Origin of the sequence: Antribacter soli (assembly GCF_021568775.1) — a bacterium.
GTDB lineage: Bacteria > Actinomycetota > Actinomycetes > Actinomycetales > Cellulomonadaceae > Antribacter > Antribacter soli.
On record NZ_JAKGSG010000007.1, the window covers coordinates 56,830 to 71,980 of the forward strand.

General features: G+C 71.7%; 13 protein-coding genes. 1 reads left to right on the forward strand and 12 read right to left on the reverse strand.

Annotated elements, in window-relative coordinates:
* Positions 1-67 precede the first annotated feature (67 nt).
* The 3 genes from L1785_RS02195 to L1785_RS02205 all read right to left on the reverse strand — a co-directional run bounded on the left by L1785_RS02195 (position 68) and on the right by L1785_RS02205 (position 3,732).
* Entirely contained in the window at positions 68-1,441 is a 1,374-nt protein-coding gene (locus L1785_RS02195; RefSeq protein WP_236087520.1) for a nicotinate phosphoribosyltransferase, read from the reverse strand.
* Between the two features lie 156 nt (positions 1,442-1,597).
* On the reverse strand, positions 1,598-3,421 hold the full coding sequence (locus L1785_RS02200) for a DEAD/DEAH box helicase (protein ID WP_236087492.1): 1,824 nt from the start codon (positions 3,419-3,421) through the stop codon (positions 1,598-1,600).
* Positions 3,418-3,732: a DUF3039 domain-containing protein gene (locus tag L1785_RS02205; RefSeq protein WP_236087493.1), complete on the reverse strand. Its 315-nt coding sequence runs from the start codon at positions 3,730-3,732 to the stop codon at positions 3,418-3,420. The genes L1785_RS02200 and L1785_RS02205 overlap by 4 nt, the downstream gene beginning before the upstream one ends.
* A gap of 100 nt (positions 3,733-3,832) precedes the next feature.
* On the opposite strand from L1785_RS02205, the gene L1785_RS02210 reads away from it, so the two are divergent.
* Positions 3,833-5,200, forward strand: coding sequence for an AAA family ATPase (locus L1785_RS02210; RefSeq protein ID WP_236087494.1), 1,368 nt, complete (start codon positions 3,833-3,835; stop codon positions 5,198-5,200).
* 82 nt (positions 5,201-5,282) lie between these two features.
* Here L1785_RS02210 and nagB read toward each other — a convergent pair whose 3' ends face one another.
* The 9 genes from nagB to L1785_RS02255 form a co-directional block, all read right to left on the reverse strand.
* Complete coding sequence (nagB, locus tag L1785_RS02215) at positions 5,283-6,062, reverse strand: glucosamine-6-phosphate deaminase (RefSeq protein ID WP_236087495.1); 780 nt, start codon at positions 6,060-6,062, stop codon at positions 5,283-5,285.
* Between the two features lies 1 nt (position 6,063).
* Entirely contained in the window at positions 6,064-7,158 is a 1,095-nt protein-coding gene (locus L1785_RS02220) for an ROK family protein (protein WP_236087496.1), read from the reverse strand.
* A complete protein-coding gene (locus L1785_RS02225; protein WP_236087497.1) occupies positions 7,158-8,057 on the reverse strand; it encodes a carbohydrate ABC transporter permease in 900 nt (299 codons plus the stop codon). Before L1785_RS02225 ends, L1785_RS02220 begins: the two co-directional genes overlap by 1 nt.
* Complete coding sequence (locus L1785_RS02230) at positions 8,054-9,013, reverse strand: carbohydrate ABC transporter permease (RefSeq protein ID WP_236087498.1); 960 nt, start codon at positions 9,011-9,013, stop codon at positions 8,054-8,056. Before L1785_RS02230 ends, L1785_RS02225 begins: the two co-directional genes overlap by 4 nt.
* 69 nt (positions 9,014-9,082) lie before the next feature.
* Positions 9,083-10,402, reverse strand: a complete 1,320-nt coding sequence (locus L1785_RS02235; protein WP_236087499.1) for an extracellular solute-binding protein — start codon at positions 10,400-10,402, stop codon at positions 9,083-9,085.
* A gap of 28 nt (positions 10,403-10,430) precedes the next feature.
* Positions 10,431-11,585, reverse strand: coding sequence for an ROK family transcriptional regulator (locus L1785_RS02240; protein WP_236087500.1), 1,155 nt, complete (start codon positions 11,583-11,585; stop codon positions 10,431-10,433).
* Positions 11,586-11,823: 238 nt separating this feature from the next.
* On the reverse strand, positions 11,824-12,759 hold the full coding sequence (locus L1785_RS02245) for a carbohydrate ABC transporter permease (RefSeq protein ID WP_236087501.1): 936 nt from the start codon (positions 12,757-12,759) through the stop codon (positions 11,824-11,826).
* Entirely contained in the window at positions 12,756-13,685 is a 930-nt protein-coding gene (locus tag L1785_RS02250; protein ID WP_236087502.1) for a carbohydrate ABC transporter permease, read from the reverse strand. The genes L1785_RS02245 and L1785_RS02250 overlap by 4 nt, the downstream gene beginning before the upstream one ends.
* An 83-nt stretch (positions 13,686-13,768) precedes the next feature.
* Positions 13,769-15,055, reverse strand: coding sequence for an extracellular solute-binding protein (locus L1785_RS02255; RefSeq protein ID WP_236087503.1), 1,287 nt, complete (start codon positions 15,053-15,055; stop codon positions 13,769-13,771).
* Positions 15,056-15,151 lie beyond the last annotated feature (96 nt).

Here is a 15,151-nt window from a genome sequence, read left to right on the forward strand (position 1 = left end):
GTCAGCGCTCCCCAGGCTTCCGCCGGCCCCGTCCTGCCTGGACCCTCGCGGGAGGCGCGCGTCAGGGTCAGCCGAGCCGCAGCTCCGTCGTAGGGAGCGCCGGGTCGCCCGCGGACAGGCGGCGGGCGCCACGAGGCAGCTCGGCCCGCGAGTGCCGGTGCGTGGCGACCGCGTTCTGCACGCCGTACGCCCCCACCCAGCGCGAGTCCACGGCGCCTTCGACCACCAGGGGCACGAGCAGCGGGCGCAGGTCCTCGCCGTCCGGCGTCCACACCGACACCAGCTCCTCGGGTCCGATCACCAGCACCTCCTCGACGGCGCGGCCGTCGTCGCCGTACCGCCGTGCCGCGGCCTTGCGCCCGCCGCTCGTGATCTTGTTCGCCGACGCCTTGGCCACAGGCTTGAGCACCCCCGACGCGTCCTCGCGCGCGACGAGCTTGTAGACCATGCCACAGGTCGGGGCGCCCGAGCCCGTGACCAGGGACGTCCCGACCCCGTACACGTCCACCGGAGCGGCGGCGAGCGCCGCGATCGCGTACTCGTCCAGGTCGGACGTCACGACGATCCGGGTGCGGTGTGCGCCCAGGTCGTCGAGCTGCTTGCGGACCTCGACGGCCTGCACCCCGAGGTCGCCCGAGTCGAGTCGCACCGCGCCGAGGCCCGTGCCGGCGACGTCGACGGCGGTCTCGACGCCGCGTCGCACGTCGTAGGTGTCCACGAGCAGCGTCGTCCCCTTGCCGAGCGCGGCGACCTGCGACTCGAAGGCCGACCGCTCGTCGTCGTGCAGCAGCGTGAACGCGTGCGCGGCCGTGCCGATCGTCTCCAGCCCGTAGCGCATCCCCGCCTCGAGGTTCGACGTCCCGGCGAACCCGGCGATCACCGCAGCGCGAGCTGCCGCGACCGCGGCCTGCTCGTTCGCGCGGCGCGCGCCCATCTCGAGGATCGGCCGGTCCACGGCTGCGCTGGTCATGCGCGAGGCCGCCGACGCGATCGCAGAGTCGAAGTTGAGGATCGACAGGACGAGCGTCTCCAGCAGGACGGCCTCGGCGAACGACCCTTCGACCTGCAGGACGGGCGAGCCGGGGAAGAACGCCTCGCCCTCGGCGTACCCGCTGACGGAGCCGGTGAACCGGTAGCCAGCCAGGAAGTCGAGCGTGCGGGCGTCCACGACGTCCGCACGCTCGAGGTACGCCAGCTCGGCGTCGCCGAACCGAAAATGTGGCAACGCTTCCAGAACTCGACCCGTCCCCGCGAGAACGCCGTACCGGCGGCCCGGCGGGAGCCGGCGCGTGAACACCTCGAAGACGCAGTGCCGGTGCGCGGTCCCGTCCGCGAGGGCAGCCTGCAGCATCGTCAGCTCGTAGCGGTCCGTCAGGAGCGCGACCGACGGGCGCACGGCCGGGAGCGGCGCTGCGGGCAGGTCCAACGGTGAGGCCGTCATGAGCGGGGCGCCGATGCCCCGGGGCTCGTCGGTCATGTGCTCACGGTAGGCCAGGAGGGACGCCGACGACGGAACACACCGCACGCCGTCTCACGATCCGACCCGGACCCACACAACCCGCGCCCGGGGCGGGTGAACTCCCGCGGCGCCCCGCGCCTACTGCGCCCCGACGAACCACCGTCGCACCTGCTCGACCCGCGCCTGGAGCTGGTCCGCCGTGGCGAGCGGCACCTCGGGCCCGCCGCACTTGCGGCGCAGCTCGGTGTGCACCATGCCGTGCGGCTGGCCGCTGCGCTTCGCCCACGCGCCCACCAGCTTCGACAGCTCCTTGCGCAGCTCCCCCGCCCGCCGGTGCTCCTGCTCGGAGCGCTGCGCCTCGACCTCGCGCGTGCTCGGCGCGCCGCCCCGGGAACGGAGCTGGTCTGCCTGCCGCTGGCGCAGCAGGGTCGTCACCTGGTCGGGCTCGAGCAGGCCCGGCAGGCCGAGGAAGTCGAGCTCCTCCGCCGAGCCCACGTCGGCGCCCGTGCCGAACTCGCCGCCGTCGAACAGGACCCTGTCGAAGGACGCCTGCGCCTCCAGGGCCTGGAACGTGCCCTGCAGCAGGTCGCCGGACGCCTTGTCCTCCCGGTTCGCGTCCGCGACGAGCGCGGCCTCCGGGTCGTACTCGATGCCCTGCTCCTCCGCGGTGCGGGGCCGGTCGAGCGCGTGGTCGCGCTCCTCCTCCATGCTGTTCGCCAGCGTGAGCAGGGGCGCCACGCTGGGCAGGAAGATCGACGCGGTCTCGCCGCGCCGGCGGGCCCGGACGAACCGGCCCACCGCCTGCGCGAAGAACAGCGGCGTCGAGGCGCTCGTCGCGTAGACGCCGACCGCGAGGCGCGGCACGTCCACACCCTCCGACACCATGCGGACCGCGACCATCCAGCGGTCGTCGCTCGAGGAGAACTCCTCGATGCGGCCGCTCGACCCCTCGTCGTCGGACAGGACGAGCGTCGGCTGCCTGCCCGTGATCGTGCGCAGGTGCGCCGCGTAGGCGCGCGCGTCGGTCTGGTCCGTGGCGATCACCAGGGCGCCCGCGTCCGGGATGGCACGCCGGACCTCGCTGAGCCGCTTGTCCGCGGCGGCCAGGACGGACGGGATCCACTCGCCCTCCGGGTCGAGGGCGGTGCGCCACGCCTGCGACGTCATGTCCTTCGTCATGGCCTCACCCAGGCGGGCGCTGACCTCGTCGCCGGCCTTCGTGCGCCAGCGCATGCTCCCCGAGTAGGACATGAACAGCACGGGGCGCACGACGTGGTCGCGCAGCGCCTCGCCGTACCCGTAGGTGTAGTCCGCACGGGAGCGACGGATGCCCTCGGCGTCGAGCTCGTAGTTGACGAACGGGATGGGCGAGGTGTCGCTGCGGAACGGCGTGCCGGTCAGCGCGAGCCGGCGCGTGGCCTCCTCGAACGACTCCCGGACCGCGTCGCCCCACGTCAGCGCGTCGCCACCGTGGTGCACCTCGTCGAGGATCACGAGCGTGGGCGCGGCCTCGGTGCGCGCCCGGTGGAGGGCCGGGTTGGCGGCCACCTGCGCGTACGTCAGCGCGACGCCGTCGTAGTGCGCGCCGTGGCGGCCCTGGCTGTTCTTGAAGCTCGGGTCGATGCGGATGCCGACGCGCGCGGCGGCGTCCGCCCACTGGTGCTTGAGGTGCTCGGTGGGGGCCACGACGGCGACGCGCCGCACGATGCCCTGCTCGAGCAGCTCGGTCGCGACGCGGAGCGCGAAGGTGGTCTTGCCGGCGCCGGGCGTGGCGACGGCCAGGAAGTCCCGCGGATCCCGCGCGCGGTACAGCTCGAGAGCCTCGGCCTGCCAGGCGCGCAGGTTCGACGCCGTACCCCAGGGGGCGCGACGCGGGAAGGCGGGGCTGAGGTTGGATGCGGCCGCGGACGACGGCGTTCGGGGCAGCGGCGACTCTGTCGGTTGAGGCTGGCGCAATGTCACTTGGGCGAGTCGCCCTCGCCGTCCTGCGGCTCTCGCAGCCCGTCGTAGATCTCCTTGCAGGCCGGGCAGACCGGGAACTTCTTCGGGTCCCGGCCGGGCACCCACACCTTGCCGCAGAGCGCGATGACGGGCTTGCCCGTCATCGCGGACTGCATGATCTTCTCCTTGCGCACGTAGTGCGCGAAGCGCTCGTGGTCGCCCGGCTGCGCCTCCTCGCGGGTCTCCTCGCGCTCGAGGACGCTCGTCGACCCGGCCGGCTGGGACGGGTCCGAGTCGTTGCTCCTGTGCGGGCTGGAGAGAGGATCGGTCATGCCGGGCAGTCTACGCGGGACCTCTGACACGACGGGGCGGACGTGCCCGCCACCTGGATTTCCGTAGGGCGCGTGGGCGGCGGGGTGTATGACTGTCCGCATGCCGCACCACCTCTCCGAGAGGAGCCTCGCGCCCGCCGACGGTGACCCTTCCCTCACCCGTGACGCCAGCCCCGCCCCCGACATCCCGTGGCCCGACTTCGGTGACCACGAGGAGTGCGCCCAGCGCGCCGTCGCGGCCGTCGCCGCGATGCTCGGGCGCCCCGTGCCCGAGCGCCCGAAGCCCCCGCAGACCTCGGCGGACTGGGTGGCCCGGCAGTGGGACGTCGAGGAGAGCGTGCTCGTGAACGTCTCCCGCTCGATGACGTCCACCCTCCAGCGCCTGCACGCGTACGCGCTGCAGCTCTGGATGGACCAGCACCCCGACCGCGTCTCGTCGTTCGGGGCCAACGGCGCGCCGCAGCGCGCCGCGCTCCAGCTGGGCGACGGCGTCTCGGTCAGCGTCCCGTCCACGGCCGTGGTCACGTTCCCCGCGAGGACCGCCTATGACGAGCCGGTCGCCGTCGAGGTCGGCTTCCAGCACGGGGAGCCCACGCTCACGGCCTACGCCCTGCCCGGCCACCTCACGCTGGCCGAGACCGTGCTCGCGGACCTCAGCCGGACCCTGGAGGAGAACCACCCCTACCGCGGCGGCGTCCTCCTGGCCCGGTCCGCCCGCGGCGGCGTCGACCTGGTCCCGGTCCGGCACACGGCGCAGGTCCGGGACGACGTCGTCCTGCCCGCCGAGCTCTGGCGCGAGGTCGACCTGTTCTGCTCGAGCGTGACCACCCGCCGGGACGCGCTCCGCGCCCTGGGACACTCCACGTCGCGCGGGCTGCTGCTTGCGGGCAAGCCGGGCGTGGGCAAGACCAAGCTCACCCGTGTGATCGCCACCGAGCTCGCGGGGACGCTCACGGTCGTGCTGGTCACCCCGGAGGTGCTGCGCACCTGGATGACCGAGCTGTACGACGAGATCCGCAGCCTCGGGCCGTGCCTCGTCGTCATCGAGGAGATCGACTCGGTGGCGAGCAAGAGCTCCCGCGGCGACACGTCCTTCGCCGAGTTCCTCGACGCGCTCGACGGCACCCGCAGCTCGGACGACGTGCTCACCGTCGCCACGACCAACGACCCGGAGTCGCTCGACCCGGCGGTCAGGCGCCCGGGCCGGTTCGACACGATCGTCGACGTGCCCCCGCCGGACGCCGCAGGGCGCGAGGCGATCCTGCGGCTCTACCTGTCGGACGACGCCCCGGTCGACGTGGGGCTGATCGCGTCCTACCTCGACGGCGCCACCGGGGCGGAGCTGCGCGAGGTGGCCCGCCGGGCCGTGCTGGAGCACGGCCCCGAGGACCTGACCACGGACCGGCTTCTCGAGATCGCGACGTCGGGCCGGTGGAAGCCCGCGCCGCTGACGGGCAACTACCTCTGAGACCGTCCCCCTGACCGCCGAGGTAGCCGCTCCGTGCGGACGGAGCGACTACCTCGGCCGGTGGGGTCGTACGGCGGGAGAGCTACAGGCCCTGCCAGTCCGGCTTGTCCTCGAACGTCTCCCGGTAGTAGTCGGCGAGCTGCAGGCGCGACGCCGCGGCGTCGTCCACCAGCACCGTCGCGTGCGGGTGCAGCTGCATGACGGACGCGGGCCACATCGCGGAGACGGGTCCCTCGACGAGCTGGTGCACCGCCTCCGCCTTGGCCTTGCCCGTGGCCAGCAGGACCAGGTGCCGCGCCGACATGATCGTCGCGAGCCCCTGCGTGAGGCAGTGCCGCGGGACGTCGTCGACGGAGCCGCCGAAGAACCGCGCGTTGTCCTCCCGGGTCTGCCGGGTGAGCGTCTTGATGCGGGTGCGCGACGCGAGCGACGAGCCGGGCTCGTTGAACGCGATGTGCCCGTCGGTCCCGATGCCGAGAATCTGCAGGTCCACGCCGCCGGCGTCGGCGATGGCCGCCTCGTAGGCGGCGCACGCGGCGACCAGGTCATCGGCCAGCCCGTCCGGACCCTCGACGGCGCCGGGCTCGAAGTCGACGCGGGAGGCGATCTCCTTCTCGATGACGTTCCGGTACCGCTCCGGGTGCTCGGCCGGCAGCCCGACGTACTCGTCGAGCATGAAGGCACGGGCACGCGCGAACGACAGGCCCGCCTCGTGCCGTCGCACGAGCTCGTCGTAGACCTTCAGGGGGGACGAGCCCGTGGCCAGGCCGAGCACGGCGTCCGGCTTGCCGCGCAGCAACGCCTCGACGGCGTCCGCCGCCAGCCGGGCCAGCTGGTCCGCGGGGGCGATGACAACTTCCATTTCAGCTCCTCGTCTCGTCGTGCGGCCAGTCGTGCCCGCCGTCGTCCGGCCCGCCCGGCACGCGGGCCGAGGCCCGTCGCCCGCCGTCGCCGCCGCCGTCGCCGTCCGTCGCCACCGCGCCGCGGCGGGACGCACCCTCCCGGCCGAGCACCGCCGCACCGACCGCGGCGACGGGCACGCCCTGGGGCGCGATCCGCACCCGCTCGTGCAGGGCGAGGGACGTGAGGAACGGCGATCCCTCGGCCTGCTCGTGCAGGGCGTCCTGCACCGCCTCGAGCAGCGGCTCCCCGAGCTGGGACACCCCACCGCCGAGGACGACGTGGCGCACGTCGACCGTCAGGACGAGCAGCCGCACGGCGCTCGCCACGGCGCCCGCGAACCGCGCCTTGACGGCGACGGCGCCCGGGTCGCCGGCGGCGGCCGCCTCGAACAGCTCGACCGGGGAGGGCTTGCCGTGCACCGCGGGCCACGCGGTGGCGAGCGCGGTGCCGGACGCGAACATCTCGAGGCAGCCGCGCTGCCCGCACGCGCACTCCGGCCCGGCCGGGTCGATCGGCACGTGCCCGATCTCGCCCGCGGCACCGCTGACGCCGCGCCGCAGGTCGCCCTCGAGCACCAGGCCGGCCGCGAGGCCCGTGCCGAGGGCGACGAAGGCGAGATCCTCGCTCTGCGGGGCGGCGCCGGCCGCCCGATGGTGCACGGGCGTGTCCCGCTCCAGCAGGTGTGCCGCACCCACCGCGGCCACGTTGAGGTCGTTCTCGACCACGACCGGCACGCCGTCGATCTCGGCCGACAGCAGGTCGGCGAGCGGCAGCTCGGACCCGTCCACCCCGAGGTTCACGGCGTGCCGCACGGTGCCCGCGGCGTGGTCGACGATGCCGGGGATGCCGAGCCCCACGCCCGCGACCCGCGCGAGGGTGGTGCCGCCCAGGTCCACGAGGTCACGCACTGCCTGAGCCGCGCCGGCGACCACACCCTCCGCCCCGCGGACGGTGGGGCGGCGCACCTGGGCGACCACTGCGCCGTCGGGCCCGAGGAGGGCGCCCAGGATCTTGGTGCCGCCGATGTCGAGACCGATCGTGTATGACGCCCCCATCAGCCCTTCACCGCGCCGGACACGAGGCCGCCGGTCATCCGGTTCTGGACGAACAGGAAGAACACGATGACAGGCAGGGCGATGAGCGCGGAGGCAGCCATGACCTGGCCCCAGTCCACGCCCTGGTTGGCGCTCGCGCTGAGGAAGGACCGCAGCCACAGCGGCAGGGTCTTCGCGCTCTCGGCGGGCAGGGCGATGAGCGCCACCGTGAACTCGTTCCAGGCCTGCAGGAACGCGTACACGCCGGACGCGACGAGGCCCGGAGCGAGCAAGGGCAGGGTGATCCGCCAGAACGCCTGGCTGCGGGACAGCCCGTCGACCATCGCGGCCTCCTCCAGCTCGGCGGGGACCCCCGCGACGAAGCCGCGCAGCATCCAGATCGTGAAGGGGACGACGCAGGCGGTGTAGATGATCGTCGGGCCGACGACCGTGTTGAGCAGGCTCATCCCCGCGAGAAGCTTGTACTGCGCGATGAACAGGCCCTCGGCCGGGAGCATCTGGATGAACAGGATCGCCACGACGAACGCCTTGCGGCCGCGGAACCGGAACCGGCTGATCGCGAGCGCCGCGAGGAACGCGAAGATCAGCACGAGCAGGACGGTGAGCAGCGTGATCGCCAGGCTCATGCGCAGCGCGGACAGGAAGGACGACCCGGCCACGACGCGCTCGTAGTTCAGCAGCGTCCCGTTCACGGGGAAGAACGTGGGGGTGCCGGCGCGCAGGCGCGCGTTCGGCAGCAGGGACGAGGTCACCATCCAGTAGACGGGGAACGCCCAGACCGCGGCTGCGGCCACGGCCACGAGGGCCAGCGACCAGCGCCCGAGGGGCACCTTCCGGCGGCGCTGCCCGACGGCGGTGGGCCAGGCGGATGGCCCGGCGGGTGCGACGGTGGCGGTCATGCCTCGTCCTCCTTGAGCAGGTTGCGCACGTACGGCCACGTCAGCACGATCGTGAGCGCCAGGACGAACAGCGACACGGCCGCGGCCCCGCCGAAGTCCTGGCTGCCGACGCCGAGCTGATAGATGAACGTGCCGAGCAGGTTCGTCTCGCCGACGGGGGCGCCGGAGTCCTGCAACAGCTTGATCTGGGCGAAGACGCGCAGGTCCCAGATGATCTGCAGCAGGAACACGACGGAGACGACGGGCCGGATGGTCGGCAGGACGATCAGCCAGAAGGACTGCACGCGGCTCGCGCCGTCGAGCGAGGCCGCCTCGAGCACGTCGCCCGAGACCTGGGTCAGCGCCGCGTAGACCGACAGCGCCACGAAGGGCACCGACATCCACACGATGATGATCGTCGCGACCAGGAAGAAGGAGAGCGGCGTGGCCAGCCAGCCGTGGCCGGCGAACTGCTCGAAACCCATCCGGACGAGGAGCCAGTTCACGACGCCGGTGCGGAAGTCGAACATCCACTTCCAGACGGTGACGGCGGCGACCAGCGGCATGGCCCACGCGAGGAGCAGCGCCACCTGGAGAACCACTCGCGCCCACGTCGGGACGGCCTTGAGCAGCAGCGCCAGCAGGATGCCGAGCACCAGCGTCACGATCGCGTTCACCAGGCAGAAGACGACCGAGCGCGCCACCACGGCCCACAGGTCGTCGGAGGTGAAGATCTCGACGTAGTTGGCGAGGCCGACGAAGGTCGCCGGCTGGCCGAACTGCTGGGCCAGCCCGTACTCGCGCATCGACGTGAGGACCTGCCACCCGACGGGGTAGGCGAGGGCGACGAGGAGGGCGACGACAGAGGGCAGGATCAGGAAGTACGGAAGCGGGTTGGTCTTGCGGCGCGGGGCGGTCGCAACGCTCGACGGGCGCGGCGCCGGCACTCTGGTACCGGTCGTCTCCGTGCGGGTCATGGTGGTTCTCCCTCAGGGGCGGAGGCGGGGTCCGCGGCGCGGGCCCCGCCTCCGGTCAGGTACGGAAGGTCAGCTGCCCGTGTTGAGGATCGGCGTGATCTTCTCGTCGTACTCGGCGGCCAGTGCGGCCACGTCACCGCCGTCGGCGATCTTCTGGAACAGCTCCTCGTAGACGAACTGGCCCTCGAGGGCCGCCCAGCCCGGCGCGGCCGGGGTGAGCTTCGAGGCCTGGGCGGTCTCGATCATCGTCTGGGCGAACTTGTCGTCGCCGAGCGCCGACGTGTAGTCGGAGTTGGCCGGGCCGAGGCCGTTCTCGCCGAGCATCGTCTGGTACTCCTCGGAGAAGATGATCCGAAGGAGGTTCTTGGCGAGCTCCGGCTGCTGCGACTGCGCGGAGATCGCGATGTTGGAGCCGCCCGCGAACACCGGCGCGACGCCACCGTCGACGCCGGGCAGGGCGAAGATGTCGAACTTGGTGGCGTCGACCATGCCGTCGCGCACCTCTTCGCCCTCGTCGTTCGTGACGAGGTCACCGATCGACCAGCGGGCCCAGCCCGGCGCCATGATCGTCGCCGCGGCCGGAGGCGTGGCGTCCGTGCCGTCGTTCAGGAAGTCCCAGTACGCCACGTCGCGCTCGGTCGAGGGGACGTTCGAGGCATTCTGGTACACGGCCTGCCACTGCTCGAGGCCGGCGATCGTCTTCGGGTCGGACAGCGTGGAGGTCCACTCGCCGCCGTCCTCGACGGCGAGCTCGCCGCCGTTCGCGAAGACCCAGGAGATGCCGTTGCGCCAGTCCTGGCCGCCCATGGCGAGGCCTGACTGCGTGTCCGTCTTGAGCTTGGCGACCGAGTCGCCGAACTCGGCGAGCGTCGTCGGCACCGTCAGCCCGGCGGCCGACCAGAGGTCCGCCCGGTAGAACATGTACCGCGAGCCGAAGTAGTACGGCAGCGCGTAGTTCTTCCCCTCGGCCGCGCCGACCTCGACGAAGGACGGGAGCAGCTTGTCGCCGCCCAGCTCGTCGTACATGTCGGAGATGTCGAGGAACGCACCCACCGTCGTGAACGTCGGGGACTGAGTGTTGCCGACCTCGACGACGTCGGGGGTGTTCTCCGCGTCGGGCAGCGCCGTGGTGAGGGAGGTGACCAGGTCGCCCCACTCCTGCTGCTCGATCGTGAGGGTCGAACCGGGGTTCTCCGCCTCGAACGTGGTCTTGAGGTATTCGCGCAGCTCGTCGGGCGTATCGCCGCCCGCGAGCCAGAGCGTGATCTCGGCCCCCTCAGGGGAGCCGTCGTCGGTGGCCTCCGGTGTGTCCCCCGAGCACGCGCTGAGCGCGAGTGCCAGGGTGATCGTCGACGCCACACCGACGCCGACGAGACGATTCTTGTTCACTGGGTGCTTCCTCTCGTTCTGGCACAGCTCAGGAGACGCCGAGCTGGGCGGACAGGACGAGGACGGCGGCGCCCGAGAGCACCACGTCCTCGTCCAGGGTGGCCATCCGGATCTGGAGGTCGACGTTGATCGCCGGCATCGTCCGTTCGCGGATGGTCTGCGCCACGGCCTCTCGCAGGGCGCCGTCGAGCAGGTCGCGGGGACCGCTCAGCAGCACCTCGGCGAGGTTGAGCGCGCTGACGACAGGAGCCAGGGTCACTCCCAGCACCCTGCCCGCCGACGCCAGGGCGGCGTCGGCCGACTCCGCGTCCTTGCCCGCCACCGCGCGCCGGAGCGCGGGGACGGACAGGACGGTCTCCAGGCAGCCGCGGCGCCCGCAGGCGCACGACTCGCCGTCGTCGACCACGGTGATGTGGCCGAGCTCTCCGGCCGCGTGGCCGTGACCGTGGACGCGGACGCCGTCCACGACGATGCCCGCGCCGACGCCCTCCCCCACCGTGAGCACGAGCAGGCCCGAGGCCGCCCCGCCGTAGGTGAACTCGCCGAGCGCGGCGGTGTTGGCGTCGTTCGCGACGTGCACCGGCAGGCCGAGCCGCTCGCTGAGCAGCGCCGCCAGCGGCACGTCGTACCAGCGCCGGTTCGGGGCCTCGACGACGCGGCCGCCGACGTCGATCACGCCGGGCGAGCCGATGCCGACGCCGATGACCGGCTGGGTCGCGGCGGCCAGCAGCCGGCGCAGGAACCTCGTGAGGAGGTCGACGAGCTCGTCGCCCGTCCGGCCGTCGATCGCGAGGCTGCGGCGCACCACGACCCCGCCCATCAGGCTGAGCACGGCGCCGCGCATCTGGGCGTCGTCGGTGAGGTCCACCGCGACGATCTGGTAAGCGTCGGTGCGCAGGCCCACGAGGATCGCGGGCTTGCCGACGCGCTGACCGGGACGGGTGCCGAGCTCCTCGACGAGGCCCTCGGCGATGAGCACCGAGACCAGGTCGGAGATCGTGACCCGCGTGAGAGCCGTGGCCCGTGCCAGGTCGGCACGGGAGGTGGGGCCCTGGTGGAAGAGGTGCTGCAGCACGAGCGCGCGGTTGTGCGCCCGGGCATGCTCGGGGAGCACCTTCGACGTCGCGCGCAGCCTGTTCCCCAGACTCCGCTCGGAGCTGCTGCGTCCTGTCGCCGTCGTCATGTTTGTTAGTAGACCTCCTTAACAGAGTGGTGTCCATCAACCCGGCGATGTCGTGATCGAACCGTGACATCGGGTCGGCGGCACAGCGACTCCTTCCGCCGTGCTCCCTGGGCGATGAGGCCGGACGTTGCGTCAGGAAGCTGACGAATCCGAGCCTGCCCCACACCGTGCGGGGCGTCGCGCCGAGGGTACGCGGAACGGGACGAATCCGGGCGAGCGTGGTAGGGGCCGGTACCCGTCAGCCCTTGACCGCTCCCGACACCAGCCCGCCGGTCATCTTGTTGTTGACCAGCAGGAAGAAGATCACCACCGGCACCGCGATGAGCGTCGCGCCCGCCATCATGGCGCCCCAGTTGGTCGCCTGCGTGGCCTGCTGGAACGTCCGCAGCCACACGGGCAAGGTCATCGACTCGGGTCGCTGCATGATGATCAGCGCGATGACGAACTCGTTCCAGGCCTGGATCAGGGCGAAGACGCCCGTCGCGACCAGCCCGGGGGCGAGCAGCGGGAAGGTGATCCGCCAGAAGGCACCCGCCCGCGAGCAGCCGTCGATCATGGCCGCCTCCTCCAGCTCCGCCGGCACGCCGTTCACGAACCCGCGCAGCGTCCAGATCGTGAACGGCACCACGGCCGCGATGTTCACGATCGACAGGCCGATGATCGTGTTGAGCATCTGCCAGCTGTCGATGATCCGGAAGATCGAGACGAACAGCGCCTCGCCCGGGAGCATCTGCACCACGAGGATCAGGACGATGAACGTCCGCTTGCCCTTGAAGGAGAAGCGGGTCAGCGCGAGCGACGCCACGAACCCGAGCGCCATCGCGACCACCACGGTGATCGCCGCGACGCCGAGGGAGTTCCACAGCGCAGGGATGAACGCCGACCGCGACTCGTCGAAGATCGCCGTGCGGTAGTTGTCCAGCGTGAAGACGTCGGGCGTCGGGAAGAAGTGCAGGTCGGACCCGCGGATCAGGCGGTTCGGCAGGAACGACGTGTTCAGCATCCAGTACACCGGGAACACCGAGAACACGAAGACCACGACGGCCAGCGCCCCGTACACGACGTCACCCACGCGGCGCCGGGCTCCCCCGCGCTTCCTGGCCCGCACCGGCGCGGCGGACAGCGGGCGCGCCCCGAGCTCCGCGTGCACGCCTGGGCTCTCGACGACGGTCACAGCTCCTCCTCCCGCACCGTGCGGCGCACGTAGTAGAACGACAGGCCGAGCATGATGAACACGAAGATCACGCCGATCGCGCCGGCGAGGCCGTAGTGCCCCTGGGCCATGCCCGTCTGGTAGATGTAGACCCCGATCGTGTTCGTCTGCTCCCGGTCGCCGCCGATGCCCTGCAGCGCGAAGACCTGGGTGAACACCCGCAGGTCCCAGATCATCGACAGCACCACGAGCACCGTGACGATGCTGCTGACGAACGGCAGCTGGATCAGGCGGAAGCGCTGGAAACCGTTGGCACCGTCCAGCTCGGCAGCCTCGAGGACCTCGCCGGGGATCTGCGTGAGCCCCGCGTAGAGCGTGAAGGTGACGAAGGGCAGTGCGCCCCAGACGATGATGAACGTCAGGATCATGAAGAACGTCAGCGGGTCCAGCAGCCACGAGTGGCCCATCCAGCTCTCCCCGGTGACCCGGGTGAGGAGGTTGTTCACGACGCCGTACTCGGTGTCGAAGATCCAGCCCCACACGATGGTCCCGGCGAGCGTGGGCATCGCCCACGCGAAGAGCAGGCCCACGGTGACGAGGGTGCGCAGCACCTTGCCCACGCGGATCATCAGCAGCGCGACGAGCATGCCGAGCACCATGGTCAGCGTCACGCAGGCGGCCATGAAGACGACGCTGCGCAGCAGCACCGTCCAGAAGCCGTCGACGTCGGACAGCACGTCGACGTAGTTCTGCAGGCCGACCCACTCGGCGGGCATGCCCATGAGCTGGGCGCGCTCGTACTCCTGGAAGGACATCACGAGCAGGCGTACGACCGGGTAGCCGGTCATGACGCCGAGCAGGGCGACACTCCCGGAGAGCAGCAGCCACGGCATCACCGGCAGACGCCGGCGGCGGGCAAGGGGTACGGGGGTTGTGGTGAGGGTCATGCGTTCCGTCCTCGTTCACGAAGCGGGTCCGCCCGGCGCCGGTTGCCCGGCGCCGGGCGGGCCCCTCTGCGACAGGCGTCAGGTCAGGGGTTGAGGATCTCCTCGATCTGGGCGTCGAGGTCCTTGGCGACCGTCTCGACGTCCTCACCGGAGGCGATCTTCGTGAACGCGCTCGCCAGGAGGCCGGCGGCCTCGACGTCGGCCCACTTCGGCGAGGCCGGGGTGAGCCTGGCGTTGGCGGCCGCCTCGACGCCGGCGGCGGCGATCGGGTTGGTCTGGTCCACCGTGCCGGCGAGCGAGACCTTGGCCGGGACCAGGCCCGCCGCACCGATGATCGACTGGTACTCGTCGCTCAGGATGATCTGCAGCGCCTTGTAGGCCAGGTCGGGGTTCGGCGAGTTCTTCGCGATGGCGATGTTGGAGCCGCCGGCGAACGTCTGGGCGACGCCGCCGTCCTTGCCCGGGAGCGGGAAGGCGACCAGGTCAGAGCCGTAGGTCGAGGCGCAGCCGGGGACGCCGTCCTCCGCCTCGGGCTCCTCGGGAGCGTTGATGGACCACTGGATCCACGAGGGAGCCGAGAGGAACCCGACCTTGCCCTCGCAGAACGGCACCTGGAGGTCGGTCTCCTGACCGTCCTTCGGCGCGTTGGAGGTGGCGAACGCCTCCTGGATCTGCGTCAGGCCGGCGATGCCGCCCTCCGACGAGAAGCCGGCCTCCCACGTGCCGTCGTCCTTCGGCTCGGCGACGAAGCCGCCGTTCTCCCAGATGAAGGGCAGCGCGTTGTACCAGTCCTGGCCGGGCCAGTAGATGCCGGAACGGTCCGCCGTGTGCAGCCCGGCCGCCGTGGCGACGTACTCGTCGAGCGTGGTCGGCACCGGCGTGTCCCCGAGCACCTGCTTCGAGTAGAAGACGACGCGCGAACCGGAGTAGTACGGCAGGGCGTAGTGCTTGCCCTCCCAGTCTCCGGCCTCCACGAAGCCGGGCAGCAGGTCGTCGCCACCGAGCTCCTCGAACTGCTCGGCGGTGATCTCCTGGAAGTAGCCGGAGGAGGTGAACGCCGCCGCCTGCGTGTTACCGACCTCGACGAGGTCGGGGGCGTCGGACCCCGCCAGGGCGGCCGTGTACTTGTCGACGAGGCCGGTCCAGGACTGCTCCTCGATCGTCAGCGTGCTGCCCGGATTCTCGGCCTCGAACGTCTCCTTCAGGAGGGCGCGAGCCTCGTCGTTGGTGTCGGACCCGACGAGCCACACGCGCACCTCACCGGTCGCGTCACCGCCGTCCGTGGGCTCCTCGTTGCCGCCGCACGCCGTCAGGGCGAGGGCCAGGGTGATCGTCGACGCCGCGGCGACGACAAGTCGGTTCTTCTTCACGGGATGCTTCCTCTCGCTTGCGGGCAAGGCCTCCATCGAGCCACCGCTCGGTCTCCGCAGTCACGTCGTTGTGCCCGGGGTTTCGATGCCGTTTGT

Bases quoted from the DNA above. Each gene is read 5' to 3' on its own strand.
- L1785_RS02205 (WP_236087493.1), bottom strand. From the start codon at position 3,732: ATGACCGATCCTCTCTCCAGCCCGCACAGGAGCAACGACTCGGACCCG.
- L1785_RS02210 (WP_236087494.1), top strand. From the start codon at position 3,833: ATGCCGCACCACCTCTCCGAGAGGAGCCTCGCGCCCGCCGACGGTGAC.
- L1785_RS02240 (WP_236087500.1), bottom strand. From the start codon at position 11,585: ATGACGACGGCGACAGGACGCAGCAGCTCCGAGCGGAGTCTGGGGAAC.
- L1785_RS02250 (WP_236087502.1), bottom strand. From the start codon at position 13,685: ATGACCCTCACCACAACCCCCGTACCCCTTGCCCGCCGCCGGCGTCTG.
- nagB (WP_236087495.1), bottom strand. From the start codon at position 6,062: ATGGAAGTTGTCATCGCCCCCGCGGACCAGCTGGCCCGGCTGGCGGCG.
- L1785_RS02220 (WP_236087496.1), bottom strand. From the start codon at position 7,158: ATGGGGGCGTCATACACGATCGGTCTCGACATCGGCGGCACCAAGATC.
- L1785_RS02225 (WP_236087497.1), bottom strand. From the start codon at position 8,057: ATGACCGCCACCGTCGCACCCGCCGGGCCATCCGCCTGGCCCACCGCC.
- L1785_RS02195 (WP_236087520.1), bottom strand. From the start codon at position 1,441: ATGACGGCCTCACCGTTGGACCTGCCCGCAGCGCCGCTCCCGGCCGTG.
- L1785_RS02230 (WP_236087498.1), bottom strand. From the start codon at position 9,013: ATGACCCGCACGGAGACGACCGGTACCAGAGTGCCGGCGCCGCGCCCG.